Raw genomic sequence first — 21,133 nt, 5'->3', positions numbered from 1 at the left:
TGTAAGCTGCGCGCGATGTACGTTGTCAAGATGGATGACTTCATCGCTACATAGTGAAAGTAACCTGGGAGACGCTGGGTTACTTTTTTTATTTTAATAGCACATATACATAGTTTTCCTATATGTTATAGTGAAATGAAAAATAAATCTATATAATAAGGACAATACGAAATTTTAGGAGGGCTTTAATTGAATATTGATCATATCGAGGCATTTTTATATGTAGTTCATTATAAAAGTATTCATAAGGCTGCTAATGCTTTGTTTTTATCACAACCAACTGTAACAGCTCGCATCAAAACATTGGAACGTGAGTTAAATGTTGAATTATTTTATCGTGATGCGCGAAGTGTTATATTATCGGAAAAAGGAAAGGACTTTTTGCCATTTGCCACACAGATTGTGCAAACGTTCCAGCATGGAAAAAAACAATTGCAGGAAACACATGCTTCAAATGAAGTTTGCATCGGAACAAACGGTGTGACGGCTCAATACTTTTTAGCCTATGCACTACCTAAATGGAAAGAACGTTTTCCGAATATGCGTTTTCAAATCATTACAGGTTCTACTGCGATCATTTTAGAAAAATTACAAAGTCACCAAATTGATTTTGCTTTTATTCAATATGTGCATAAAGAAGGGGTATGCAATGAGTTGTTATTAAATAATGCTGTGAAGCTCGTTATGCATCGCGATCATCCATTTATACAAGAGACCAATATAACAGCAAAAAAATTGGCAAAGCAAAAAATGGTGTTTTTTGAATGCGGTGCGTTTGATTGGAATTATGTGCATAAAATGTTTGAGGTAGAAGGCGTGTCAGCAAATTTTGAAGTTCGTACAGACCATTTAGAAGTAGCAAAGGCATTTATTCGAACGAAAGAATATGTGAGCTTTTTACCACATCTATGTGTGAAAACGGAGCTTGAAAGTGGCGAGTTTGTTGAAATAGATGTGAAGCATTTACTCGATATAAATCAGCATATTTTCTTAACGTATTTAAAGAAGGATACGCTAGAATCAGCTTTTTGGGACAACATTTTAAGTACAGCCACTCAATTTGAAAGTATCCAAAAGCTGCATTGATAAAAAATTTTATAGAACATAAAATTTTTTTCTATTACAAGAACTATTGCATTCACGTCCATTGAACGGTAATATCTTCCTCAATCCTATTTTATTTATGAATGTCCATCTGACAGCATAAGTGAAATATTATTTTTTAGCTTAAAGCATACTTAACCACTAAGTTTAGTAAAAATAATAAATTCGAGGAGGATTAACATTATGGTGAGACAGGATAAAATTCGGTTTGGGGCGATTATACACGGTGTAGGTGGGAATATTTCTAGCTGGCGCCATCCAAAAGTAGCTAGCAATCAAAGTGTGAGTTTACCTTTCTATATACAACAGGCGCAGAAGGCGGAGCAAGGGAAGTTTGATGTTGCCTTTATCGCAGATGGTTTATTTATCAATGAAAAGTCGATTCCTCATTTTTTAAATCGCTTTGAGCCACTAACGATATTATCTGCACTAGCTGTTTCAACAAAAAATATAGGGCTCGTTGGAACGGTATCGACATCCTATAGTGAACCATTTACGGTGGCACGACAGTTTGCATCACTCGATCATATTAGCAACGGTCGGGCAGGCTGGAATGTTGTAACGACGCCATTAGAAAGCTCGGCGTTAAACTACAATAGAACGATAGAACAGCATCCAAGTCATGCAGAACGTTATCAAATTGCAGAGGAATATTTAGAGGTGACAAAAGGACTTTGGGATTCATGGGATGATGATGCCTTTATAGCAGATGTGGAACATGACGTGTTCTTCGATCCGAAAAAATTACACACATTGCAACATAAGGGCAAATACTTTTCTGTGCAAGGACCACTTAATATTGCACGCTCAAAACAAGGTCAGCCTGTAATTTTCCAAGCGGGATCATCTGATGCGGGTGTTCGTCTAGCTGCAAAAGATGCTGATGCAATATTCACGCATGGGGCGTCGTTAGAAGAAGCGCAGAAATTTTATAAAAAGGTGAAAACGGAGGTTGCTGCTTTTGGACGAAATCCTGATGAAGTAAAGATTTTCCCTGGGATATCGCCAATTATTGGGGACACGATTGAAGAAGCGGAGGCAAAGTATCAGGAAATAGTAGAACTCGTTTCGATTGAACGTGCACTTGCTTATCTTGGTCGCTACTTCGATCATCATGATTTTACTCAGTATGATGTGGATGCATTGTTTCCAGAGCTAGGTGATATTGGAGCAAACAGCTTCCGTAGTACGACAGATTATATAAAAAAATATGCCAAGCAAGAGGGGCTTACGCTTCGTCAAGTAGCATTACGTGAAGCAACGCCAAAAACAGCATTCTTTGGCACTGCTGAACAGATTGCCGATTTGGTTCAAGATTGGTTTGAAAAAGAAGCGGCAGATGGTTTTATTGTTGCTGTAACAGTGCCAGGTGCACTTGATGATTTTGTCGATAAGGTTGTACCGATTTTGCAATCACGTGGTATTTACAAAGAGGAATATGAAGCAGATACATTGCGTGGTAATTTAGGCTTACCGTTTAAAGAAAGTCGATACGTCAAACAGTCTGTTTAAAAACCAAGTAAACTTATTCGAATAAATATATTTAGAGGAGGTATTGTATGAGTTATTCTTTAGGCATATTAGACCAAAGTCCTCTTATCGAGGGTGCAACAAACGAGCAAGCATTACAACAAACAGTCGCTTTGGCGCAAAAGGCTGAGCAGCTAGGATATACACGTTTTTGGGTGTCGGAACATCATAATAGCGAGACATTAGCGGGGACATCACCAGAAGTTTTAGTATCGTATTTACTTGCAAAAACGACATCGATTCGTATTGGTTCCGGTGGTGTTATGTTACAACATTATAGCCCCTATAAAGTTGCAGAAAATTTTCATGTGTTAGCATCGTTGGAACCAGGAAGAGTGGACTTAGGCATTGGCAAAGCACCAGGGGGTCTACCGCTGTCCACAAAGGCATTGCAATATGGCACGCTAAACAATGGTGAAGACTTTGAGGAACGGCTAACGTTTTTGCAACAATTAATTGCTAACACGCTACCAGTAGAACATGAGCTAAATGGTGTGCAGGCAACACCTATTCCAAAAATAAAGCCATCGTTATTTTTACTCGGTGCAAGTCCGAAAAGTGCAGAAATTGCAGGAAAACTTGGTATTGCCTTTGTCTTTGCGCGTTTTATCAATAGTGATATCGATGTTTTGACTGAAGCGGCTAAGACCTATCGTACGCATCTGCCGAATGGTCATTTTGCTGTTTCAATTGCAGCACTTGCTGCACCAACAACGGAAGAAGCGCAGGCATTAGTAGGGGAACAAAAAATTACAAAGGTGCATTTAGCAAGTGGGCGTAGTTTGACCCTACAATCGGTTGAATTAGCCGAAAAATTTGGGCAAGAATCAGGGGAGGCGTTCACTGTCCAACAGTATGATGCTGATATTGTATTTGGCACCCCTGAAGATATCAAAGCTACATTAGATGCCTTTCACAAGCAATTTCAAATTGATGAATTCATTGTGCATACGCCTATTTTAAAGGCATTTGAACGACAACGCTCATTTGAACTATTAAGTCCTGTGAATTTACACTTACAACAAAAAGAAACAGTGAGCTAAGGAGGCAGGAACATGGCAAAAAAGATAGATGTAGTCGTTTGGTCAAAGCAAGGCTGTAGTTATTGTGACGAAGTAAAAGCGTATTTACAAGAGTTGGAAATTCCGTATAAAACAGTTGATGTCACACATAACGATGCTTTTCGGGACATTTTACAAGCAAAGTATGGTGTCCGTTATGTACCTATAGTAGAAATTGGGTCAAGTGAAGATGGTGTGTACAAAGCTGTGACAGAAATAGGGCTTGAGCATGTCAAAACAGCACTTGCTATTGATTTACCATCAAAAGTATAGAAAAGAGGGAGATTTTATGAGGAAACTTGCGCTCTATATAACTTGTGTGCTTACGTTATTTTTAACGGCTTGCTCAAGTACTGAAAAATCTCAGGTAGGTACTAGTGACAACGCTAAAGCACAAAGTAAAAATGACGTTCAAACGATACTAGTTGGCACAGGCACACAATTTCCGAATATTTGCTTCCTCGATGAAAAGGGGAAGTTAACAGGCTATGATGTAGAACTTGTTCGAGCGATTGATGAAAAGCTACCTGAGTATAATTTTGAATTTAAAACGATGGAGTTCTCGAATCTATTACTAAGTTTAGAAACGAGAAAAATAGATTTAATCGCACATCAGATGGAAGTTAATCGTGAGCGTGAGGAAAAGTTTCTATTTAACAAGGAGCCTTATAATGTATTCCCATTACAAGTAACAGTGAATGCAAAAAATAATGATATACAATCAATCGCTGATTTAAAAGACAAAAATGTTACTGTCTCACCAACGAGTAACTCTGCAGTCTTTATTGAGCAATACAATAAAGAGCATAATCTAGGGATCAACATTGTGTATTCCTCTGGTTCAGTGGATGTTAATAATCAACTTGCAACTGGTCGTATTGATGCGATAATTACGACACCATTTGCAGTGAGATACTATAACGAAAGCAATGAAGCCCAGCAAAAAGTAGTAGGAGAAGCACTTTTAAACTCAAAAGTTTACTTCCTACTGAACAAGGATGAAGTGACATTACAGGAACGTATCGATGAGGCAATTCGAGAGTTAAAGACGGAGGGAGTCATTAGCGAGCTTAGTAAAAAATGGCTAGGTGATGATTACACTGTAGACTTCTAGACGACATAGGAGAGGGAGAAGGAAGTATGGCAAATGATTTTGACTTGATGCTAATAGCGAATGTACTTCCGATATTGCTTCAATATTTACCCGTAACACTTGAAATTTTAGTATGCTCCATCCTTTTTGGGATGTTACTTGGAATTGTAGTAGCTATACCAAAGCTACTGCAAATACCTATTTTGAAGCAAATAGTCACGGTATATATTTCATTTATTCGTGGCACGCCTATTTTAATACAGTTGTTTTTAGTGTTTTATGGCATTCCAGCAATATTAAAGTTAGTTCATATTGATGTTACAAGAATGGATGCTATTTATTTTGTCATGATAACCTATACATTCAGTAATGCTGCAGCGTTTGCTGAAATTTTCAGAGCAGCTATATTAACGATTGATAAAGGACAAATGGAAGCGGCGTTGTCAGTTGGCTTAAATCGAGCACAAGCATTTTTCCGTATTATACTACCGCAGGCGCTACGTGTTGCTTTTCCAAATATGTCGAATACAATGATTAGTTCGTTAAAGGATACTTCCTTGGCATTTTCAATTGGTGTAATGGATATGGTCGGTCGGGGAGAAACGCTTATTGCTTCGACGACACGGGCCTTAGAAATCTATTTGGCACTTTCAGTTGTTTACTATTTTATTGTGTTGCTATTAGAAAAAGTATTAAAACGCAATGAACGCTATCTCAATCGTTATATGAAAGAAATAGCGACGAGCTAGGGGGATTTGATAATGACGATAGATGTAGCATTTATGATAGATGCGTTGCAGGAAATTATTAAGGTGTTGCCATTAACCTTGTTTATGACTATTACACCTGTATGTTTAGGTATAGTAATCGGTATAGTCGTAGCCTTTGTTCGGATACAACAAATAAAAGGTATAGCACCATTATTAAATTTTTACGTATCCTTTTTTAGAGGCACACCGATTATTATGCATATTATGTTAATTTACTTTAGTGTACCAATTGTTGTGGATACAATCGCGCATATGTTGAAGCTGGATTTTCATTCAAATACTATACCTATATTATTTTTTGTATTACTGGCTTTGACGTTAAGTGCGGGTGCCTACGCTTCGGAGATTATCCGATCTGGTATTTTAAGTGTTCCAAAAGGTCAATTGGAAGCAGCGTATGCTGTAGGGATGACGTTTTCACAGGCAATGCGACGCTTGATTTTACCACAAGCTTTTAGTAAATCGATACCTAATTTTACAAATGTCTTTATTGGCTTTTTACATGCGACTTCTTTAGCGTTTTTTGTGTCAATTAAGGAATTAACAGGCGCTGCAAATATTGTAGCTTCAGTTAATTTGAAATTTTTAGAGGCATTTATAGCAGTCGGCTTAATTTATTGGAGTGTTTCGATTGTCGTTGAATGGATTGCCCATCTAATAGAAAAAAGAGTGACGGCTTATAGTAAGGGTAGCGTGTAGTTATGTTTAAATGACCCCGACAAATAAAAAAGATGAATTGAAAGGAGTGTTGTCTATGGCAGTAGCAGAAATTGTTATTGAACATTTACGACAAGAAGATTATCCAGCTTATTTGGAAGTGCTTGTGGAGAGTTATGCGCAGTATGAGAAGGATTATAAAGATCCAGCACATTGGGCGCAATATTTACAAGATATTCGGGCATCAGTTGGAAATCCGAATGCCGAGACGATATTAGTCGCAAAGCGTGAGCAAGAAATAGTAGGAGGACTGCAGTTATTTACAAACTCTGAAAAAGCATATGGTCTTCCTGAACTTGGTATTGAATCAACAATTGTACGTTTATTAGCAGTTCATCCTAAAGGGAGAGGGCAGGGCGTAGCCAAAAAATTATTAGAAGAAAGTTTTGCTTTTGCTCGCGAGCGTCAAGATCAGTCTCTGTATTTGCATTCAGGTGATATTATGCAAGTTGCAATTAATCTGTATTTATCACTAGGATTTGTTAGAGACGAGTCAAAAGAGTTTTACAAGGGCAATATATTGGTGAAAAGCTTTCGTTATGATTTGTAAAAGAAAACCCGCTGATAAGCATACTATCAGCGGTTTTTTTGTTTAAGTGAGACTGACCTTAAATCGTTCCATATGCAAGGTAAGGGAAAAATCCTTCGAAAAACCGTTCAGTTGCGGGCATGAAATAGGAACCAAAGTGAAAATCGGGATCAAGCGTTGTAACAATCCATTTTCCAGCAGTTGAATGTGCATCTATATAGAGCACAGCTCCACCATCTTCTGTAGCAATTAAAATATCAGCATGCTCAGGCGGCCAAAAAACGCCATGTTGATGCCAAGTGCAATCTGCCAATGAGAGATAGCCATTGAATAAAGAATGCGCTGGATTTTGCAGTACTAAACCACTAGAAGCATCTTTATCAAGCCACCACCAGAAGTTTGTTATGCGTTCTTCCCAATGTTGCGCAGGAATCCAATTCCATGGTTGTGGTCCAAAAGCAACGATAATGCCACCATTTTCTGCAAATGCGTGGATTTTTTTAACGCTTGCTAGCAATAGCTGATAGTTTAATTGGGAGGGGACGATAAGCACATCAAGGTCGTCAATATCGGTTTCTAAAAAATCTGGATGGTAAATTAGCTTTGTAATATATTGATTGAACTTTGGTTCGTGGAACGTACGGTAATGGGATTCATGCCCACTGTAAATAACCCCAATTTTTCTCATTGATCATTGTCCTCCTTTAAAGCTTGTACCTCAGTTTCAAGCCAGGCTAGAAACTGCGGGCGAATGCGATCAGTAGATTTGTTTTCACCTGCATAGCCAAGCAGTTCACGTCCTGCGTGAACTAAAATCGTCCCATTTGTTGAAAAGCGGTCAATGTATGTAACTGGCTTACCATTGGCAAACGTTAATAAAATCTCAGCGTTTGCTGGTGCATGATGATAGCCGCGTGCGAAAAAGCCTGCAACCCCTTTTTTAAATGTCATATCTTCAGTTAAAACGCCCTCGAAAATAGCTGAGTGCTCCGTTGGAAAGACTTCATAATCTTTGAAATTTTGAATGTGTTGGGGCATAAATAGGCCACAGCCTGGCAACCATTCTCGGAATAAATGCCCACAGTATACAACTATTTTTTTGTTTGCTAAAAATGCTGCAATTTTTTCACGTTGTAAATATAACCATTCTTGGTCAATAAAATTTGGAATAAAGAGTACATCTACTTCGTCCAAATCAACCAGTGGGAAATCATATTGATCCACGATTTTTGCTTCATTACCTGTATCTTTCTGCATGCGACCATTGACACCAAAAGCATGTCCTGGATCTAGTTTTAGCATTGTAAATGGAATGCTCATAAACATATCCTCCTAGTAAAATAATTAAATATCCAATCATTTTTTTGGTAATAAATAATATTAAAAAAACATTTAGAATGCTATGTAAATATTGTTTGACCAAAAATATGTTGCGAATATTAGAATTTTATAAAAAGCAAATTGACATTGAGAATCATTATCAATATACTGTAATATATATTCTATTGCAAATGATAATCATTTTCAATATATTTTCAAAAGAAAGTAGGGAATGCTTTGAAACCAATTGCGTATATTGGTATCGATATTCAATTTGCCAGGTTGTCAGACGAGGATCGCAAACGCGGACTGACATTTTTATATTTATACGATTTGCCGTATGCAGATTTACGTGCTTACGCGGGCCTCATTATTACGAATTTAGTAGAGGAGCAGTTTTTGTTAGAGCATAAAGCGATGCTGGAGCAGTATTTAAAACAGGGTGGCGTAATTTTTTCGCTAACTGAGACATCTTTACCTTGGTTAGTAGGTGTGCCTAATTGGAAACGTTCACCAATTCCATTGAAGGATCGTGAAATCGTTATAAAAGATCCTGCCCATCCATTATTTGCGGGAATTGATGCATATGACATTAACTATCGCAAAGGTGTTAGGGGCTTTTTCTCGCGTGGATATTTTGAAAAAATTCCACTGCATGCAGAGATTCTTGTGACTGATCAAAGTGGAGCAGTCATTATTTATGTAGATCATGAATCAACAAATGGAACAATCTTTGCTGGTGCTGGAACAGATATATATCGTGTGTTCATTGATGAGGATAATACCGCTCGTAAACTAAGTGTGCAAATGCTTGCATGCATTCGTGCCGAATATGCACGCAATCAAGCGAAAGGAGCTCAAATACAATGATTGGGATTGTCACAAATGGACTACCATTTCAAAATCGCTTTTTTGCAGAGGAGGAATTTCATTATTTATATGATGATATTTTACATATTCGAGAGCTGCATCGATATGATTTAGCAAATTACGATACGTTAATTTTATCTTGCCGTTTAGATATTCCTCATTTAAAACGTTATCAATCACAGCTTTTAGCGTTCATTGAATCAGGTAAGCGGCTCATTATTTTTGGTGAAATTTTGGATAATTGGTTTCCTACGATTGATTGGCAAGATTCTGAAGTGAATTTTAGCTGGTGGGTGCGAGATGGTGGAGACTTGCCAATGACAGAGCAAAATATGACACACCCATTGTTTAAATACGTAACACTCCGTGATTTAAAATGGCATTATCATGGCTCATTTTTACCGCCAGAAGGTGCACAGTCTTTACTTGATATTCCTGATGGTCGCTCACTATTTTATGTAGATAATGTAAGCTTTAACGGAGAATTAGTCGTAACAACACTTGACCCTATGTTTCATATAGGACTAGGTTTTATAGATCAATCAAAACCGTTTTTACACGGTATAGCAAAATGGCTTAGAGAGGAAGAAGGACAATGAAAAAATACGGATTTCTAGCAACATTAGCATTAGCGGCGATGCTAGCAGCGTGTGGTGATAAAGATGAGGAGGCAGTAACAGAACAACCGTCTGAAACTTCGGATGTTCAAACAACGGCTGAAGAAAAAGTTGTGACAGACCAACTAGGTAGAGAAGTAACAATACCCGGAAAAATTGAACGTGTCGTGACAGGAGGGATATTGCCATATTTCTCTACATGGTATGTAGCGACAAACTCTACAAAAGAGATAGTAGGTATGCATCCAAATTCGTATAATGCTGCGAAAAACTCTATTTTAGCAAAAATTTCACCAGATGTGTTAAATGCGAAAACGTCATTTATTCAAAATGGTGAAGTGAATATTGAGGAATTATTAAAGGTAAATCCCCAACTGTATGTAGAAAATGCGACAGACGAAAATTCTATTAATAAAATTACTGAAGCGGGTATTCCTGTTGTTGGGGTACAAACAATTGATGCAGCAGCTGCTGAACCATTAGCAACTTTCAATAGCTGGCTAACATTAACGAGCAAAATAACTGGAACGACTGATCGTGCGGACCGTTTTTTACAAGAGGGCGAAAAAGTGCAGTCTGAACTAGATGCCAAATTAAAAGATGTAGCAAAAGAGGACAAGCCACGTGCATTAATTTTATTTATGCATAATGATAAATCGATTACGGTAGGTGGTAGCAACTTCTTCGGCAATCAATGGCTAAACGCAACAGGTGCGATAGATGTTGCTGAAAAGGATGTACAAGGAAGAAAAGAAGTAAATATGGAACAAATTTACTCTTGGAATCCTGATATTATTTACATTACAAACTTTACGGAAACACAGCCTGAAGATTTACTTGAAAATAAAGTTGATGGACAAGACTGGAGTCAGGTAAAGGCAGTGCAAGATGGAAAGGTTTATAAAATTCCATTGGGTATATATCGCTGGTTCCCACCAAGTGGCGATGCACCATTAATGCTAAAGTGGATGGCTCAAAAAAATCATCCAGAGTTATTTTCGTATAAGATTGAAGATGAAATTAAAACGTATTACAAAGATTTCTATGAATTTGACGTAACAGATGAGGAAATACATGATATATTAAACCCTTCTTCTGACGCGGCGAAATATTAAGGATTGATTGTTAAATGAAGAAATGGATTATTGCATTGCTATGGTTGCTACCGATTATGGTAGCAATCATTTCACTCGGTGTTGGTCGATTCGAAGTAGGTCTTGACCATATTATAAAAATTTTAACATCACAAGTGTTCCCAATTGAACAAACTTGGACAAAGATGGAAGAAACAGTTGTGATGAATGTTCGTTTACCACGTATTTTGCTCGCTCTTCTAATTGGCGGAGGGTTAGCGATAGCGGGTGCAGGCTTCCAGGGTATGTTTGGCAACCCGTTAGTTTCGCCAGATATTTTAGGTGTTTCAGCAGGTGCAGGTTTTGGTGCATCATTAGGTATTTTATTATTTGGCCAAAATTTTTCGGCACAAATAATGGCACTTCTTTTTGGTTTAGGCGCTATTGGCTTTACATTTTTAGTAGCAGGTGCAAAAAAGAATGCACCTATTTTTATGTTTGTATTGGCGGGTGTTGTAACGTCGGCACTTTTTAATGCCTTGATTTCCCTTATAAAATTTGTGGCAGATCCAGAGGAGAAGCTACCGGCAATTACATATTGGCTATTGGGGAGTCTAGGCACTGCAACCTATAAAGATTTATATATTGGTGGCCCATTAATTTTAATAGGTATTCTATTACTCTATTTACTGCGTTGGCGATTAAATATTTTAACATTGCCAGAGGATGAAGCAAAGTCAATGGGTGTTCCAGTCGCGCGTTTAAAATGGTTCGTTATTTTTGGTGCAACACTTATAACAGCGGCATCTGTAGCTGTGGCGGGAATTGTGGGCTGGGTTGGTTTAATTATTCCACATGTTGCACGCATGCTTGTCGGCAATAACAATCAATTTGTTCTCCCAGTGTCTGTTGCAATCGGTAGCGTGTATTTATTAATTATCGATGATTTAGCACGCACATTAACAGCAACAGAAATTCCATTGTCCATTTTAACAGCGATTATCGGTGCACCATTCTTTGCTTATTTATTACGTCGTTCAGGAGGTGGCTGGGGATGAACATAGAAGTGGTCGATGGCAATTACTATTATGAGAAACGTCGCACAAAAATGCCTAACCTATATGCGAAAGATATTAATTTTACATTAGCATCAGGCGAAATAATGGCTATTCTTGGACCAAACGGTGCAGGGAAAACAACGATGTTAAAGTGTATTACAGGTCTTCTCGATTGGAAAAAAGGCAAGACGATGATTGATGGTAAGCCTCTTGCAACAATGGATCGTAAGGAATTGTGGAAGCGAGTAGGCTATGTGCCACAGGCGCATAAAATGGTATTTGGTTTTACAGTAGAGGAGCTTGTTGTCATGGGACGTGCGCCATATATTAGTACATTGGCTCAGCCTTCAGCAAAAGATATGGAAGCGGCTCATGTAGCACTAAATACAATTGGGATAATGCATCTTGCTAAAAAATCGTGTAATGAAATTAGTGGAGGAGAGCTACAGTTGGCTTTAATTGCCCGTACGCTCGTGTCAAATCCTGAAGTTTTAATATTGGATGAACCTGAATCACATTTGGATATACAAAAGCAAATTGTTATATTGCAAACGATAAAGCGCTTATCCAAGGAGCGAGGTATTTCTTGCATCATTAATACTCACTACCCAAACCATGCCTTTTACCTTGCAGATCATGTGTTGATGACAGCGAAAGAAAAGGATGTTATATATGGCAATGTTCAAGAGGTAATGACTGAGTCTCGGATGAAAGAATTTTTCGGTATAGAGCTGAAAAAAATAATTTACGAGGAAGAGGATTATTTTGTCGAAACGATGGTTCCTCGCGCACTAGGCCAGAATGTAATATGAGTGCCTGGCACCTTTAAGGAAAAACACGGTCCCTACCATAGTGGAGGAGACCGTGTTTTCATTGGTTATGGAATGAATTGCAATTGTGAAAAATTCCTCGCAACTATAAGTTGAAAATTTTCCCTGGATTCATTAAGTTATGCGGATCGAGTGCTGCCTTAATGCTCTTCATTACGAGTAACGAGGCACCATGCTCCATCGATTGATATTTCATTTTGCCAATACCTACACCATGTTCACCGGTACAAGTTCCTCCGCGAAGCAGCGCATATTGCACAATATGCTCATTAAAACGGTCAGCTAGTGCCCGTTCGTGTGCATCAGTGGGGTCTAACATTAACAATGCATGGAAATTTCCATCTCCGACATGTCCGACAATCCCTCCCGCTAGGCCGACGTTGTTTAGCTGTTCACGGGCATACAATATCGTTTCAGCCAATTTCGAAATCGGAACACAAACATCGGTTGACATAAGCTTTTTCCCTGGGTACGCATGAATATATGCATAGGCCAATGAATGTCGTGCCTCCCATAGCTTATTGCGAGCTGCATTGTCTTGCTCAAACTCGACAGACGTACAGCCGAAGTCCTCAAAAATTTCTGTAGCAAATTCAATATCTGCTTGCATACCTGCATCATTACCGTGGAACTCTAAAAACAGTGTCGGTTTTTCATCATAAGAAGTTTCATTATAAATATTAGCTTGTGTAATAGAAGCTTCATCGACAAGCTCTACACGACCAATGGAAATACCAGCCTGTAACAATGCGGCAACTGCACTGACAGCTTCGCCAACTGTTTCAAATATTGCACGGCCCGCAGTTACAAATTCAGGAATACCATATACTTGCAATGTCAGCTCTGTAAAGCAACCTAATGTACCTTCTGAACCAACAAATAAGCCATTCAAATGATAGCCCGAAGATGATTTAGCTGCTAAGCTTCCAGTATGAATAACAGTACCATCTGCAAGTACAACTTCTAAATCACGCACTTGATCGCGCATAACACCATAACGAACAGCTGTAGTACCACTGGCATTCGTTGCTGCCATTCCTCCAAGTGTCGCATCTGCTCCTGGATCTACCGTAAATTGAAGGCCGTGTTTTTTTAATTCTTTATTTAATTGTGCACGAGTCACACCCGGTTGCACTTTAACGAGTAAATCTTCTGGGCGAATATCTAAAATTGTATTCATTTCAGAAAAATCGATAGAAATACCGTTGGCAATCGGAATAGCATTTCCTTCTAAACTTGAGCCAACGCCAAATGGTACGACTGGTATAAGATTTGCATGTGCGATTTTCATGATGGCACTAACGTCTCCTGTAGAACGTGGAAACACTACTATATCTGGCAAGTTCATTGCATGATGGGATTCATCTTTGCCATGTAGCTCTCGTACCGTCTCGTTTGTTGACACCTGCTCATCTGATAATACCTCTCTAAGTTGATTTACTATTAGCTCTACTGCAACAGTCATTCCAATCCCTCCAAACTTTCTGATAAATCTAATTTATCATGCGATTAGTGGAAATGGAATGTACTGTTTATAAAAAATCAGTGTGCAAATACTTTTTCTAGCTTTTGTACGAATGCATCTTGTTCATCTGTAGACGATTGTTGCCACCATTTTTCGAAAAATACGCCTAGCCCTGGTAGTAAATGCTCTTCACCACGTGAAATGGCATCTTGGACTATATCCTTAAATTCTGCTGCTGATTGACCATGGACATTTGCCGTAATGGCATCTCTTATTTGAAAATTCATCTATTTCGCCTCCTTAGTCATAATTTGTCCACTGAAATTAGAAATATGTATAAAAATTAATGCAAAACATAGGAATTTTTTAAATTCTCTCGATTTTTGCTTAAAATTTAGACAGAAATTCATGCAAATCTTTAAAGATTTATTGTAAAAGGGGCATTCGACGTGCTTTCTATCGCAAGTTAAGCTAATAACACCTAGGAATAATGGACTGTGCACAAGTCGTTAGGAAAGTATCAGTGTCATTTGAAAAACATACACAAATTCTTTCGCCAGAACAGCCATTTGAGGAAATATTAGAATTGGTACAGCCGATGATTACCTCCATTTTAGTAAAGTGCCATATTTACAAAGACTTTGAGTATTATCGTCATATTGCAGCTATTGCTGTGTGGAAAGCTTACGAAAATGCTGATCCTTCGAAGGGGCAATATTCTGCCTATATTTATACAACAGTGAAAGGGGAAATTTTGAAAGAACTTACGAAAGAAAGGCGATTTCAGGACAATGTATCATTAGTGGCTGATGACACCTTGAACATTATACGTTGTCGTGAGGAACAAATAAATCGACTAGAAGAGTGCTCATTAGTAGAAAAAATAATGAATCAGTTAAAAGAGGAAGAAAGAAAGATACTGCAACTTTATTACCTAGAAGGTTATAGGTATGAAGAAATAGCTAAAGTACTACAGCTATCAGTCGCCGCAGTCAAAAAAAGACGCACTAGACTAATGAACAAACTGCGTAGTCACTTTTGTCAATAAACTAAATTACTACTAAAAGATAGTAAAAGTATGCTAATATCAAAATAAATTGAATATTAGCATACTTTACTAATTGCATACAAAGTCCAATTAAAATGCTATGATTTGTAAGAAGTCAAAGAAATATACAATTTTAAGGCCTTCGAAAATAATATGTAGGTATAGATACCTATCTATTTTGATTGTGTATATATTGATATGGAGGGTTAGTATTGGAAAACGCGCGTAATCATTTAATTATAGATAAAAGGGAGCTATGGTATAGTGCGATACCGCTGCTTCTATTGATACCTCTATTAGCTTTTAATAATCAGCTTATTACTATTTTTATAGAAGGAAGTATCGTCGATTATTTAAGATTGATTATGAAAATATTAATTGTTGTTTTTACGATGACAATCGCCATTCATTCATGGCTAGTATTTTCGCATTTATTAATTAATCATACATTATACATAGGCAGTGTTTTTTTCCTTATCGCTTTGCTAGAGATTTCTAATATTGTCATATCAGTCCCGCAAAATTTAGACACTGTATTATTAGGCGTCTGGATACAGATTTTAATGCGGATTGCATTAGTAATAGGTATCCTACTTATGATTATAAAGCCTAGAATAAAGTTAACATTGGCTCACCGTAGGGTAGCTTATGGAATCGCCCTTTTTACTGTTACCATTATGCTTCTTATTTTATATAAGGCACAGCCATTGCTTGAAAATAGTTCTCCGATAATACCACATACAGTCCAATTATTGACTGGGATGATCCAAGGTGTTTCTATCTATTTTTTAAGCAAGCATTATAGAAGTGCGCCGAAACAGGTGCTATGGCTCATTAGTGGGTCAGTATACTTAATTTTAAGCGATCTTTTGTTTGTTTTCAGCAAAGACTACAGTGCGATTTGGATGTTTACTGCTCTACTTTACCAGTTTTTAGCTTATTATGTTTTCTTAAAGGCGATTTACTATACTTCTGTGGAAAAACCTTATCTACAGCTATTGAAAATTAAGCAAGACCTGGAACAATCGCAACAGGAGCTAACTTTTCAAGCTTATCATGATGATATTACCCAACTGCCAAATGAGCGTCTTCTGCTGAAAACATTAAAGGAGGAGTTGCATAAGGATGGTAAATGTAAGGCAGTTATTTCTATTGAAATTGACCGTCTTGCAACCATTAGCGACTCATTAGGTATTAGCAATTCCAATAAAATGATGAAACTTGTAGCGGAAAGGATTCAAGCAATGCTACCTCCGCATTATTTTGCAACAAAGTTACGGGAAAGCCAATTCGTTATTTATGTTAATCATGTACAAACACATGAAGAACTAATACAGTTTTGTCTGAACTTAAAAAGTGCAATGGATAAGCCACTACAAGTACAGCTTTTCTCATTAAAAGGTAATGTGAATATTGGCATTGCATTCAATGAAAAATATTGTTCTGCTGAAGAATTATTGATGCATGCACAGCTGGCAATGCGTGAAGCAAGCCAAATACCGCAACGTTTTCTTTTTTATAAAGAGCATATGTCAACTGGCGTGACAGATCGTATATTACTAGAGCAGGAATTACATAGAGCACTCGAACAACAGGAATTTTATTTGGATTACCAGCCTCAAATTAATTTGAAAACAGGGAAAATTGAATCGGTGGAGGCGCTTGTGCGTTGGCGTCATCCAGTTCGTGGCTTTATTCCACCAGATAAGTTTATAGAGATTGCCGAGGAGTCCGGTCTAATTATTCCTCTTGGTAAATGGATACTAGAAACTGCATGCTTGCAAGCGAAGGCGTGGGAGGCACAAGGTCTACCTAAAATGAAGGTTGCAGTTAATTTATCGCTTGGGCAATTATTTCAGCAAGATTTAGTGCAAATGGTGAAGGAGATTTTACAGCAAAGTAAGCTTGAACCAAGCTATCTTCAGTTGGAAATAACCGAAAGTATGACAATGAATATTGATCAAATGACCCAATTATTACATGAATTAAAAGGACTAGGAATTCAAATAGCAGTCGATGATTTTGGGACAGGTTACTCGTCCTTGTCATATTTAAAAGAATTTCCAATTGACTGTTTAAAAATCGACCGCGCTTTTGTACATAATATCCAGCATGACGCTAATGATGAAGCGCTCGTTTCTATGATTTTGTCTATGGCTAAGCATTTACGTCTAAAGGTTGTGGCTGAGGGGATAGAAGAAGTTGCTCAACTGGCATTCCTTATAGCAGGCGATTGCGATTATATACAAGGTTATTTATTTAGTAAACCTATTACTGCCGAGCAGCTGACTGCGACGTTTAAAGATTTACATGTTCATGCTGATCAGATTTTAGAGCAGTTTAAATGCGGTGAAAAATATCACATTTAATGCAGTGAGTGTAAGGAAATAAAAGGCAAAATCCGCTTTGACTTAAGTTAGGACAGCAAATTTGGATGTAATATGCTGGCCGACAAAAGTACAATGCGGATTTTTTTAGGTTGGGGTGTTATTTAATGAACGAGGTATTCTTCTTTTAGCTCGGAAATCGTAACTTCAGAGCGTTCTTCTAGTGAGCGTCGTAAATGAACGGTTGCTGTTTTGCCATCTTCATGTAGCTTATCAATCCATACAGAAACGCCATTATAGCTCACTTCATATTCCTTTGGAGAGGCAACAATTTCTTGTGCGCGTAAATAATCCAATCGAAGACCCTCCTTATTTTTTTTGCTTGTTTTTCGTTACGGAATTAATAAGCTCCGTAAATTCTTGAGAAAATTCTTCTTTTACTTTGTTTGGTGCAATTTTTTGGTTTTTTGGCGTCTGCGGTAATGAACCTTTGTTATTGCTTTGCCCTTGCTTATTATCTCTTCCCATGTTTGGATGCTCCTTTCGCTTTAATATTTCTTAATATGGCTTCGAATTGATATTTTTATCAAGGGAAAAACTAGGGAAACATAAGAATAACATGTAGCAATGCAAAAAAAATGAGTGTATATGTTTGCTTATGAAAGGTCGAGTTTAGGTAAATGATAAGAGCAATATTTATTTCTTTATTGAAAAATTATTATCTAACAGTGCCCAGTTTTGTGGGAAAGGAAAACCTAAAGCCCAATAGCTAATACCACGGAGATTATATTCCTTTGTTAGGTCGAACTTAGCTTGTGCGCTTCTTGCATCTTCAAACCATACTTCATGATTTTTTCCTTGCTTGTCAACATAGCGAAAATAAGGAGATTGTGCCGTTCTGTCATATTGGATAGTTGCTCCATATTGTTGCGCTCTTGCCACCGCTTCTTGCGGGCTAAATGTTTCTGCTTCTTGACCTTTCACGTGTGGAACGAGCCAATCACGTGCATAAATTTGGAAGCCTAAAAATATTTTATTAGCAGGCATTACTGTTAGAGCATATTCTACAACTTTCCTCATTTCATTAATTGGAGAGATTGCCTGTGGAGGTCCAAGTCGATAGCCCCATTCATAAGTCATCAGTATAACGAAATCCGCAATTCTTCCATGTGCCTCATAATCATATGCTTCATAAGTTGACCCTGCTGGAGATGGACCTGTTTTTGGAGCAAGTGCGGTTGATACTAAATAACCTTTCGGGTGAAGGCGATCAACTGCTAATTGAAGGAATTGGTTATAGTTTTCTCGATCTGCGGGTAGGACATTTTCGAAGTCTACATTTAGTACTTTATAGCCTTTATCGTCCATGACTTTTAAAATATTATCGATAACTTTTTCTGATAATTGCTCATTCGATAATATTACATGGGTTAAGTTGGATCCAGTTTCTGTTGATGTGAAGTTCGTAACGGTTAACATCGGAATAATATTTTGAGAATTAGCAGCATCTAGCATTGCTTTGTCGTTCAAAGGTTCTAATGTTCCGTCTGCGTTCATCAAATAAGCAAACGGACTAAAATAAGTAAGAAGATAACCCACTGCATTTAGGGACTGAACAGCTTCATCGGGTGTTTGGTACGTATAGGCATTTACTTCAACGATAGGTTTCGTTCTTGGAATAACTAAGTGTGAACCGACATAAATCATATTGGGGTTTGTAATATCGTTTTCCTCTATAATGGCTTGAACGGTTGTACTATAGCTCCTAGCAATTTGTGATAATGTCTCGCCAGCTTCCACAATATGAATGATTGGAGGAATGATTAGTTTTGTTCCAGGTGTTAAAACATCGGGATTTGTAAGATGATTTACTTGGATAATGGATTGCAATGACACGTTATATTGTTGGGCAATGGACGACAATGTTTCGCCTTTTTTAACGGTATGCGTTGTAAAAGAAGAAGGTATAACGAGCGATTGTCCAATCACTAATTGATTTGGGTCAGGTAAAGCATTCAATTGAATAATAGCACTCATTGGTGCAGCATAGCGGTTCGCAATTTGCCAAAGTGTTTCACCAGCGCTTACCACATGTATTAACATTCGGACTCCTCCTAAATAGGTTTTGTTAATGCATCATATGTAACCAAATATCTACCTAATGATGAAATGTAGTGTAATTTTTAATTGTTTCATCATTCAATACTCATATTTTTTTCTTATTCGTTATACATAGTATAGTACGTGCGAATTGTATCATTTGAGAAAGGAGCTGGACGTTGAAGAAAGTAAAGCTCACAGGAAGAATTGTTAGTCCAGGTGATCCAGATTATGACGAAGCGAGAACAAATAATAATTTAAGTCTGCCGAAATTCCCGAGTAAAATTGTCTTCTGTCAAAGAACAAAAGATGTAATCAATGCTTTAAGGTGGGTCAGGGAAAATAATGAAGATTTTCGAATAAGGAGCGGGCGACATCATTATGAAAATTATTCCTTAGTCAATAACGGTCTAATTATAGATGTGAGTGAAATGAACAACATCACAGTTAATTTGGAAGATGGAACTGCTCGAATTGAGGCTGGTGCTAATCTGGGAAAGGTATACCGTACATTATGGGAGCATGGTATGACAATCCCAGCTGGAACCGAAAGTAGTGTAGGGATTGTTGGCTTAACACTAGGTGGTGGCATTGGCATGCTATCCCGTCCTTTCGGGCTTACTTGCGATCACTTGCTGGAAATTGAAATGGTCAGAGCGAGTGAACATCTAGGAGCCGAGCTAATCCAAGCAAGCCGACAGGTGAATAGTGATTTATTTTGGGCTAGTTGTGGCGGCGGTGGGGGCAATTTCGGTGTTGTTACTGCCCTTACGTTCAAGCTTCAACCAATTTCAGACGTTACAGTTTTCGCTATCGTGTGGGAGTGGGATGATTTTGAGATTGCTTTTGATGCTTGGCAAAAATGGGCGCCATTTACGGATGAACGCATAACTTCACAAATAGAGCTAAAATCACAGGAAGTAGGCGAAATTGTGGTGCAAGGTTTATTTGTTGGTGCGGCTTCTGAATTAAAAAAGCTTTTGCGGCCTTTAAGAAAAAGTGGTTCACCTACGGAAGTGTGGATAAAAGAAGTACCGTACATTAAAGCAGTACGATTTTTTGATGTTGCAAGTGGCAATCAACCAGCATTCCGCAAAAGATCAGGTTCCTTTATTGAAAAGCCTTTTCCGCATGTGGCAATTTCAAAAATGAAACAATTTTTAGCAGATGCCCCTAATAGAAATGCTAGCATCTGGCAACAGTCGCTAAGAGGTGCTGTAGGTCAGGTTGCATCAAGCAGAACCGCCTATTATTATAGAAATGCGCTAATTGCCCAAGAATATATCACTTCATGGGAAAATCATGAAGATGAAAAGGAAAATGTGCAGTGGGTTGAGGATATAAGAAGGACTTTATCTCCTTTTACAATGGGGGATTATGTGAATTTTCCAGATCAATCTATTCAAAATTGGCCTACCGCTTATTATGGACGTAATTTTAGACGACTAAGAGAAGTGAAAACCAAATATGATCCTTACAATGTTTTTACATTCCCTCAAAGTATTCCAACGATTAAAAAGTGGATGTAATGCTAGAACAAGTTTTTTAGAATATCGTTAGATGGAAAGTAGAGTGCATAGAAAATTAGCATTCTACTTTTTTGTTAACTTCACTATTATTA

At 37.8% G+C, this 21,133-nt stretch carries 23 protein-coding genes; 16 read left to right on the top strand and 7 right to left on the bottom strand.

The window, feature by feature from the left end:
• Positions 1-189 precede the first annotated feature (189 nt).
• The 8 genes from ACIP9G_RS16020 (at position 190) to ACIP9G_RS15985 (ending at position 6,825) form a co-directional block, all read left to right on the top strand.
• Complete coding sequence (locus tag ACIP9G_RS16020) at positions 190-1,086, top strand: LysR family transcriptional regulator (RefSeq protein ID WP_401020654.1); 897 nt, start codon at positions 190-192, stop codon at positions 1,084-1,086.
• Positions 1,087-1,287: 201 nt separating this feature from the next.
• Positions 1,288-2,616 carry an LLM class flavin-dependent oxidoreductase gene (locus ACIP9G_RS16015; RefSeq protein WP_401020651.1) on the top strand — a complete coding sequence of 443 codons (1,329 nt, stop codon included), beginning with the start codon at positions 1,288-1,290 and terminating at the stop codon, positions 2,614-2,616.
• A gap of 47 nt (positions 2,617-2,663) precedes the next feature.
• Positions 2,664-3,677, top strand: coding sequence for an LLM class flavin-dependent oxidoreductase (locus tag ACIP9G_RS16010; protein ID WP_401020649.1), 1,014 nt, complete (start codon positions 2,664-2,666; stop codon positions 3,675-3,677).
• A gap of 12 nt (positions 3,678-3,689) precedes the next feature.
• The gene (locus ACIP9G_RS16005; protein ID WP_401020647.1) at positions 3,690-3,968 is read left to right on the top strand and encodes a glutaredoxin family protein; all 279 of its coding nucleotides are present in this window, start codon (positions 3,690-3,692) and stop codon (positions 3,966-3,968) included.
• Positions 3,969-3,984: 16 nt separating this feature from the next.
• Entirely contained in the window at positions 3,985-4,809 is an 825-nt protein-coding gene (locus ACIP9G_RS16000; protein ID WP_340823118.1) for a transporter substrate-binding domain-containing protein, read from the top strand.
• 26 nt (positions 4,810-4,835) lie between these two features.
• Positions 4,836-5,537, top strand: a complete 702-nt coding sequence (locus ACIP9G_RS15995) for an amino acid ABC transporter permease (RefSeq protein ID WP_401020644.1) — start codon at positions 4,836-4,838, stop codon at positions 5,535-5,537.
• Positions 5,538-5,549: 12 nt separating this feature from the next.
• Entirely contained in the window at positions 5,550-6,257 is a 708-nt protein-coding gene (locus ACIP9G_RS15990) for an amino acid ABC transporter permease (protein ID WP_340823121.1), read from the top strand.
• Positions 6,258-6,312: 55 nt separating this feature from the next.
• On the top strand, positions 6,313-6,825 hold the full coding sequence (locus ACIP9G_RS15985; RefSeq protein WP_340823122.1) for a GNAT family N-acetyltransferase: 513 nt from the start codon (positions 6,313-6,315) through the stop codon (positions 6,823-6,825).
• Positions 6,826-6,883: 58 nt separating this feature from the next.
• Here the strand turns inward: ACIP9G_RS15985 and ACIP9G_RS15980 are convergent, their stop codons facing one another.
• A complete protein-coding gene (locus ACIP9G_RS15980; protein ID WP_401020643.1) occupies positions 6,884-7,492 on the bottom strand; it encodes a type 1 glutamine amidotransferase family protein in 609 nt (202 codons plus the stop codon).
• The gene (locus ACIP9G_RS15975) at positions 7,489-8,124 is read right to left on the bottom strand and encodes a hypothetical protein (RefSeq protein ID WP_401020641.1); all 636 of its coding nucleotides are present in this window, start codon (positions 8,122-8,124) and stop codon (positions 7,489-7,491) included. The genes ACIP9G_RS15980 and ACIP9G_RS15975 overlap by 4 nt, the downstream gene beginning before the upstream one ends.
• A gap of 237 nt (positions 8,125-8,361) precedes the next feature.
• On the opposite strand from ACIP9G_RS15975, the gene ACIP9G_RS15970 reads away from it, so the two are divergent.
• The 5 genes from ACIP9G_RS15970 to ACIP9G_RS15950 are packed head-to-tail and all read left to right on the top strand — an operon-like array spanning position 8,362 to position 12,554.
• Complete coding sequence (locus tag ACIP9G_RS15970) at positions 8,362-8,994, top strand: hypothetical protein (RefSeq protein ID WP_401020639.1); 633 nt, start codon at positions 8,362-8,364, stop codon at positions 8,992-8,994.
• Positions 8,991-9,593: a hypothetical protein gene (locus ACIP9G_RS15965; RefSeq protein WP_340823127.1), complete on the top strand. Its 603-nt coding sequence runs from the start codon at positions 8,991-8,993 to the stop codon at positions 9,591-9,593. The genes ACIP9G_RS15970 and ACIP9G_RS15965 overlap by 4 nt, the downstream gene beginning before the upstream one ends.
• The gene (locus tag ACIP9G_RS15960; RefSeq protein WP_401020636.1) at positions 9,590-10,726 is read left to right on the top strand and encodes an ABC transporter substrate-binding protein; all 1,137 of its coding nucleotides are present in this window, start codon (positions 9,590-9,592) and stop codon (positions 10,724-10,726) included. Before ACIP9G_RS15965 ends, ACIP9G_RS15960 begins: the two co-directional genes overlap by 4 nt.
• Before the next feature lie 14 nt (positions 10,727-10,740).
• The gene (locus tag ACIP9G_RS15955; protein ID WP_340823130.1) at positions 10,741-11,742 is read left to right on the top strand and encodes a FecCD family ABC transporter permease; all 1,002 of its coding nucleotides are present in this window, start codon (positions 10,741-10,743) and stop codon (positions 11,740-11,742) included.
• Entirely contained in the window at positions 11,739-12,554 is an 816-nt protein-coding gene (locus ACIP9G_RS15950) for an ABC transporter ATP-binding protein (protein WP_340823132.1), read from the top strand. Before ACIP9G_RS15955 ends, ACIP9G_RS15950 begins: the two co-directional genes overlap by 4 nt.
• Before the next feature lie 103 nt (positions 12,555-12,657).
• Here the strand turns inward: ACIP9G_RS15950 and ACIP9G_RS15945 are convergent, their stop codons facing one another.
• Both ACIP9G_RS15945 and sspI read right to left on the bottom strand, forming a co-directional pair.
• Positions 12,658-14,037 carry an FAD-binding oxidoreductase gene (locus ACIP9G_RS15945; RefSeq protein WP_401020633.1) on the bottom strand — a complete coding sequence of 460 codons (1,380 nt, stop codon included), beginning with the start codon at positions 14,035-14,037 and terminating at the stop codon, positions 12,658-12,660.
• Positions 14,038-14,114: 77 nt separating this feature from the next.
• Positions 14,115-14,324 (bottom strand): small acid-soluble spore protein SspI, encoded by a 210-nt coding sequence (gene sspI, locus ACIP9G_RS15940; protein WP_340823136.1) that lies wholly within the window; start codon positions 14,322-14,324, stop codon positions 14,115-14,117.
• A 236-nt stretch (positions 14,325-14,560) separates the two neighbouring features.
• On the opposite strand from sspI, the gene ACIP9G_RS15935 reads away from it, so the two are divergent.
• Positions 14,561-15,085 (top strand): sigma-70 family RNA polymerase sigma factor, encoded by a 525-nt coding sequence (locus ACIP9G_RS15935; RefSeq protein ID WP_401020630.1) that lies wholly within the window; start codon positions 14,561-14,563, stop codon positions 15,083-15,085.
• 212 nt (positions 15,086-15,297) lie between these two features.
• Positions 15,298-17,454, top strand: coding sequence for a putative bifunctional diguanylate cyclase/phosphodiesterase (locus tag ACIP9G_RS15930; protein WP_401020627.1), 2,157 nt, complete (start codon positions 15,298-15,300; stop codon positions 17,452-17,454).
• Between the two features lie 122 nt (positions 17,455-17,576).
• Here the strand turns inward: ACIP9G_RS15930 and ACIP9G_RS15925 are convergent, their stop codons facing one another.
• From ACIP9G_RS15925 to ACIP9G_RS15915, 3 genes are all read right to left on the bottom strand, one after another.
• Positions 17,577-17,768 carry a small, acid-soluble spore protein, H family gene (locus ACIP9G_RS15925; protein ID WP_340823141.1) on the bottom strand — a complete coding sequence of 64 codons (192 nt, stop codon included), beginning with the start codon at positions 17,766-17,768 and terminating at the stop codon, positions 17,577-17,579.
• A gap of 13 nt (positions 17,769-17,781) precedes the next feature.
• Positions 17,782-17,940 (bottom strand): YfhD family protein, encoded by a 159-nt coding sequence (locus ACIP9G_RS15920; RefSeq protein WP_172772364.1) that lies wholly within the window; start codon positions 17,938-17,940, stop codon positions 17,782-17,784.
• 168 nt (positions 17,941-18,108) lie between these two features.
• Positions 18,109-19,515 (bottom strand): LysM peptidoglycan-binding domain-containing protein, encoded by a 1,407-nt coding sequence (locus ACIP9G_RS15915; protein WP_401020624.1) that lies wholly within the window; start codon positions 19,513-19,515, stop codon positions 18,109-18,111.
• 176 nt (positions 19,516-19,691) lie between these two features.
• On the opposite strand from ACIP9G_RS15915, the gene ACIP9G_RS15910 reads away from it, so the two are divergent.
• The gene (locus ACIP9G_RS15910) at positions 19,692-21,041 is read left to right on the top strand and encodes an FAD-binding oxidoreductase (protein ID WP_401020622.1); all 1,350 of its coding nucleotides are present in this window, start codon (positions 19,692-19,694) and stop codon (positions 21,039-21,041) included.
• Positions 21,042-21,133: the final 92 nt, after the last annotated feature.

Source organism: Lysinibacillus sp. NPDC093197, assembly GCF_044754025.1.
Lineage (GTDB): Bacteria > Bacillota > Bacilli > Bacillales_A > Planococcaceae > Lysinibacillus.
This window is presented reverse-complemented; position numbering and strand designations above follow the sequence as displayed.

Coding starts and splice junctions, on each gene's coding strand:
- ACIP9G_RS16015 (WP_401020651.1), top strand. CDS start 1,288: ATGGTGAGACAGGATAAAATTCGGTTTGGGGCGATTATACACGGTGTA.
- ACIP9G_RS16010 (WP_401020649.1), top strand. CDS start 2,664: ATGAGTTATTCTTTAGGCATATTAGACCAAAGTCCTCTTATCGAGGGT.
- ACIP9G_RS16005 (WP_401020647.1), top strand. CDS start 3,690: ATGGCAAAAAAGATAGATGTAGTCGTTTGGTCAAAGCAAGGCTGTAGT.
- ACIP9G_RS16000 (WP_340823118.1), top strand. CDS start 3,985: ATGAGGAAACTTGCGCTCTATATAACTTGTGTGCTTACGTTATTTTTA.
- ACIP9G_RS15995 (WP_401020644.1), top strand. CDS start 4,836: ATGGCAAATGATTTTGACTTGATGCTAATAGCGAATGTACTTCCGATA.
- ACIP9G_RS15990 (WP_340823121.1), top strand. CDS start 5,550: ATGACGATAGATGTAGCATTTATGATAGATGCGTTGCAGGAAATTATT.
- ACIP9G_RS15985 (WP_340823122.1), top strand. CDS start 6,313: ATGGCAGTAGCAGAAATTGTTATTGAACATTTACGACAAGAAGATTAT.
- ACIP9G_RS15980 (WP_401020643.1), bottom strand. CDS start 7,492: ATGAGAAAAATTGGGGTTATTTACAGTGGGCATGAATCCCATTACCGT.
- ACIP9G_RS15975 (WP_401020641.1), bottom strand. CDS start 8,124: ATGAGCATTCCATTTACAATGCTAAAACTAGATCCAGGACATGCTTTT.
- ACIP9G_RS15965 (WP_340823127.1), top strand. CDS start 8,991: ATGATTGGGATTGTCACAAATGGACTACCATTTCAAAATCGCTTTTTT.
- ACIP9G_RS15960 (WP_401020636.1), top strand. CDS start 9,590: ATGAAAAAATACGGATTTCTAGCAACATTAGCATTAGCGGCGATGCTA.
- ACIP9G_RS15955 (WP_340823130.1), top strand. CDS start 10,741: ATGAAGAAATGGATTATTGCATTGCTATGGTTGCTACCGATTATGGTA.
- ACIP9G_RS15950 (WP_340823132.1), top strand. CDS start 11,739: ATGAACATAGAAGTGGTCGATGGCAATTACTATTATGAGAAACGTCGC.
- ACIP9G_RS15945 (WP_401020633.1), bottom strand. CDS start 14,037: ATGACTGTTGCAGTAGAGCTAATAGTAAATCAACTTAGAGAGGTATTA.
- sspI (WP_340823136.1), bottom strand. CDS start 14,324: ATGAATTTTCAAATAAGAGATGCCATTACGGCAAATGTCCATGGTCAA.
- ACIP9G_RS15920 (WP_172772364.1), bottom strand. CDS start 17,940: ATGGGAAGAGATAATAAGCAAGGGCAAAGCAATAACAAAGGTTCATTA.
- ACIP9G_RS15915 (WP_401020624.1), bottom strand. CDS start 19,515: ATGTTAATACATGTGGTAAGCGCTGGTGAAACACTTTGGCAAATTGCG.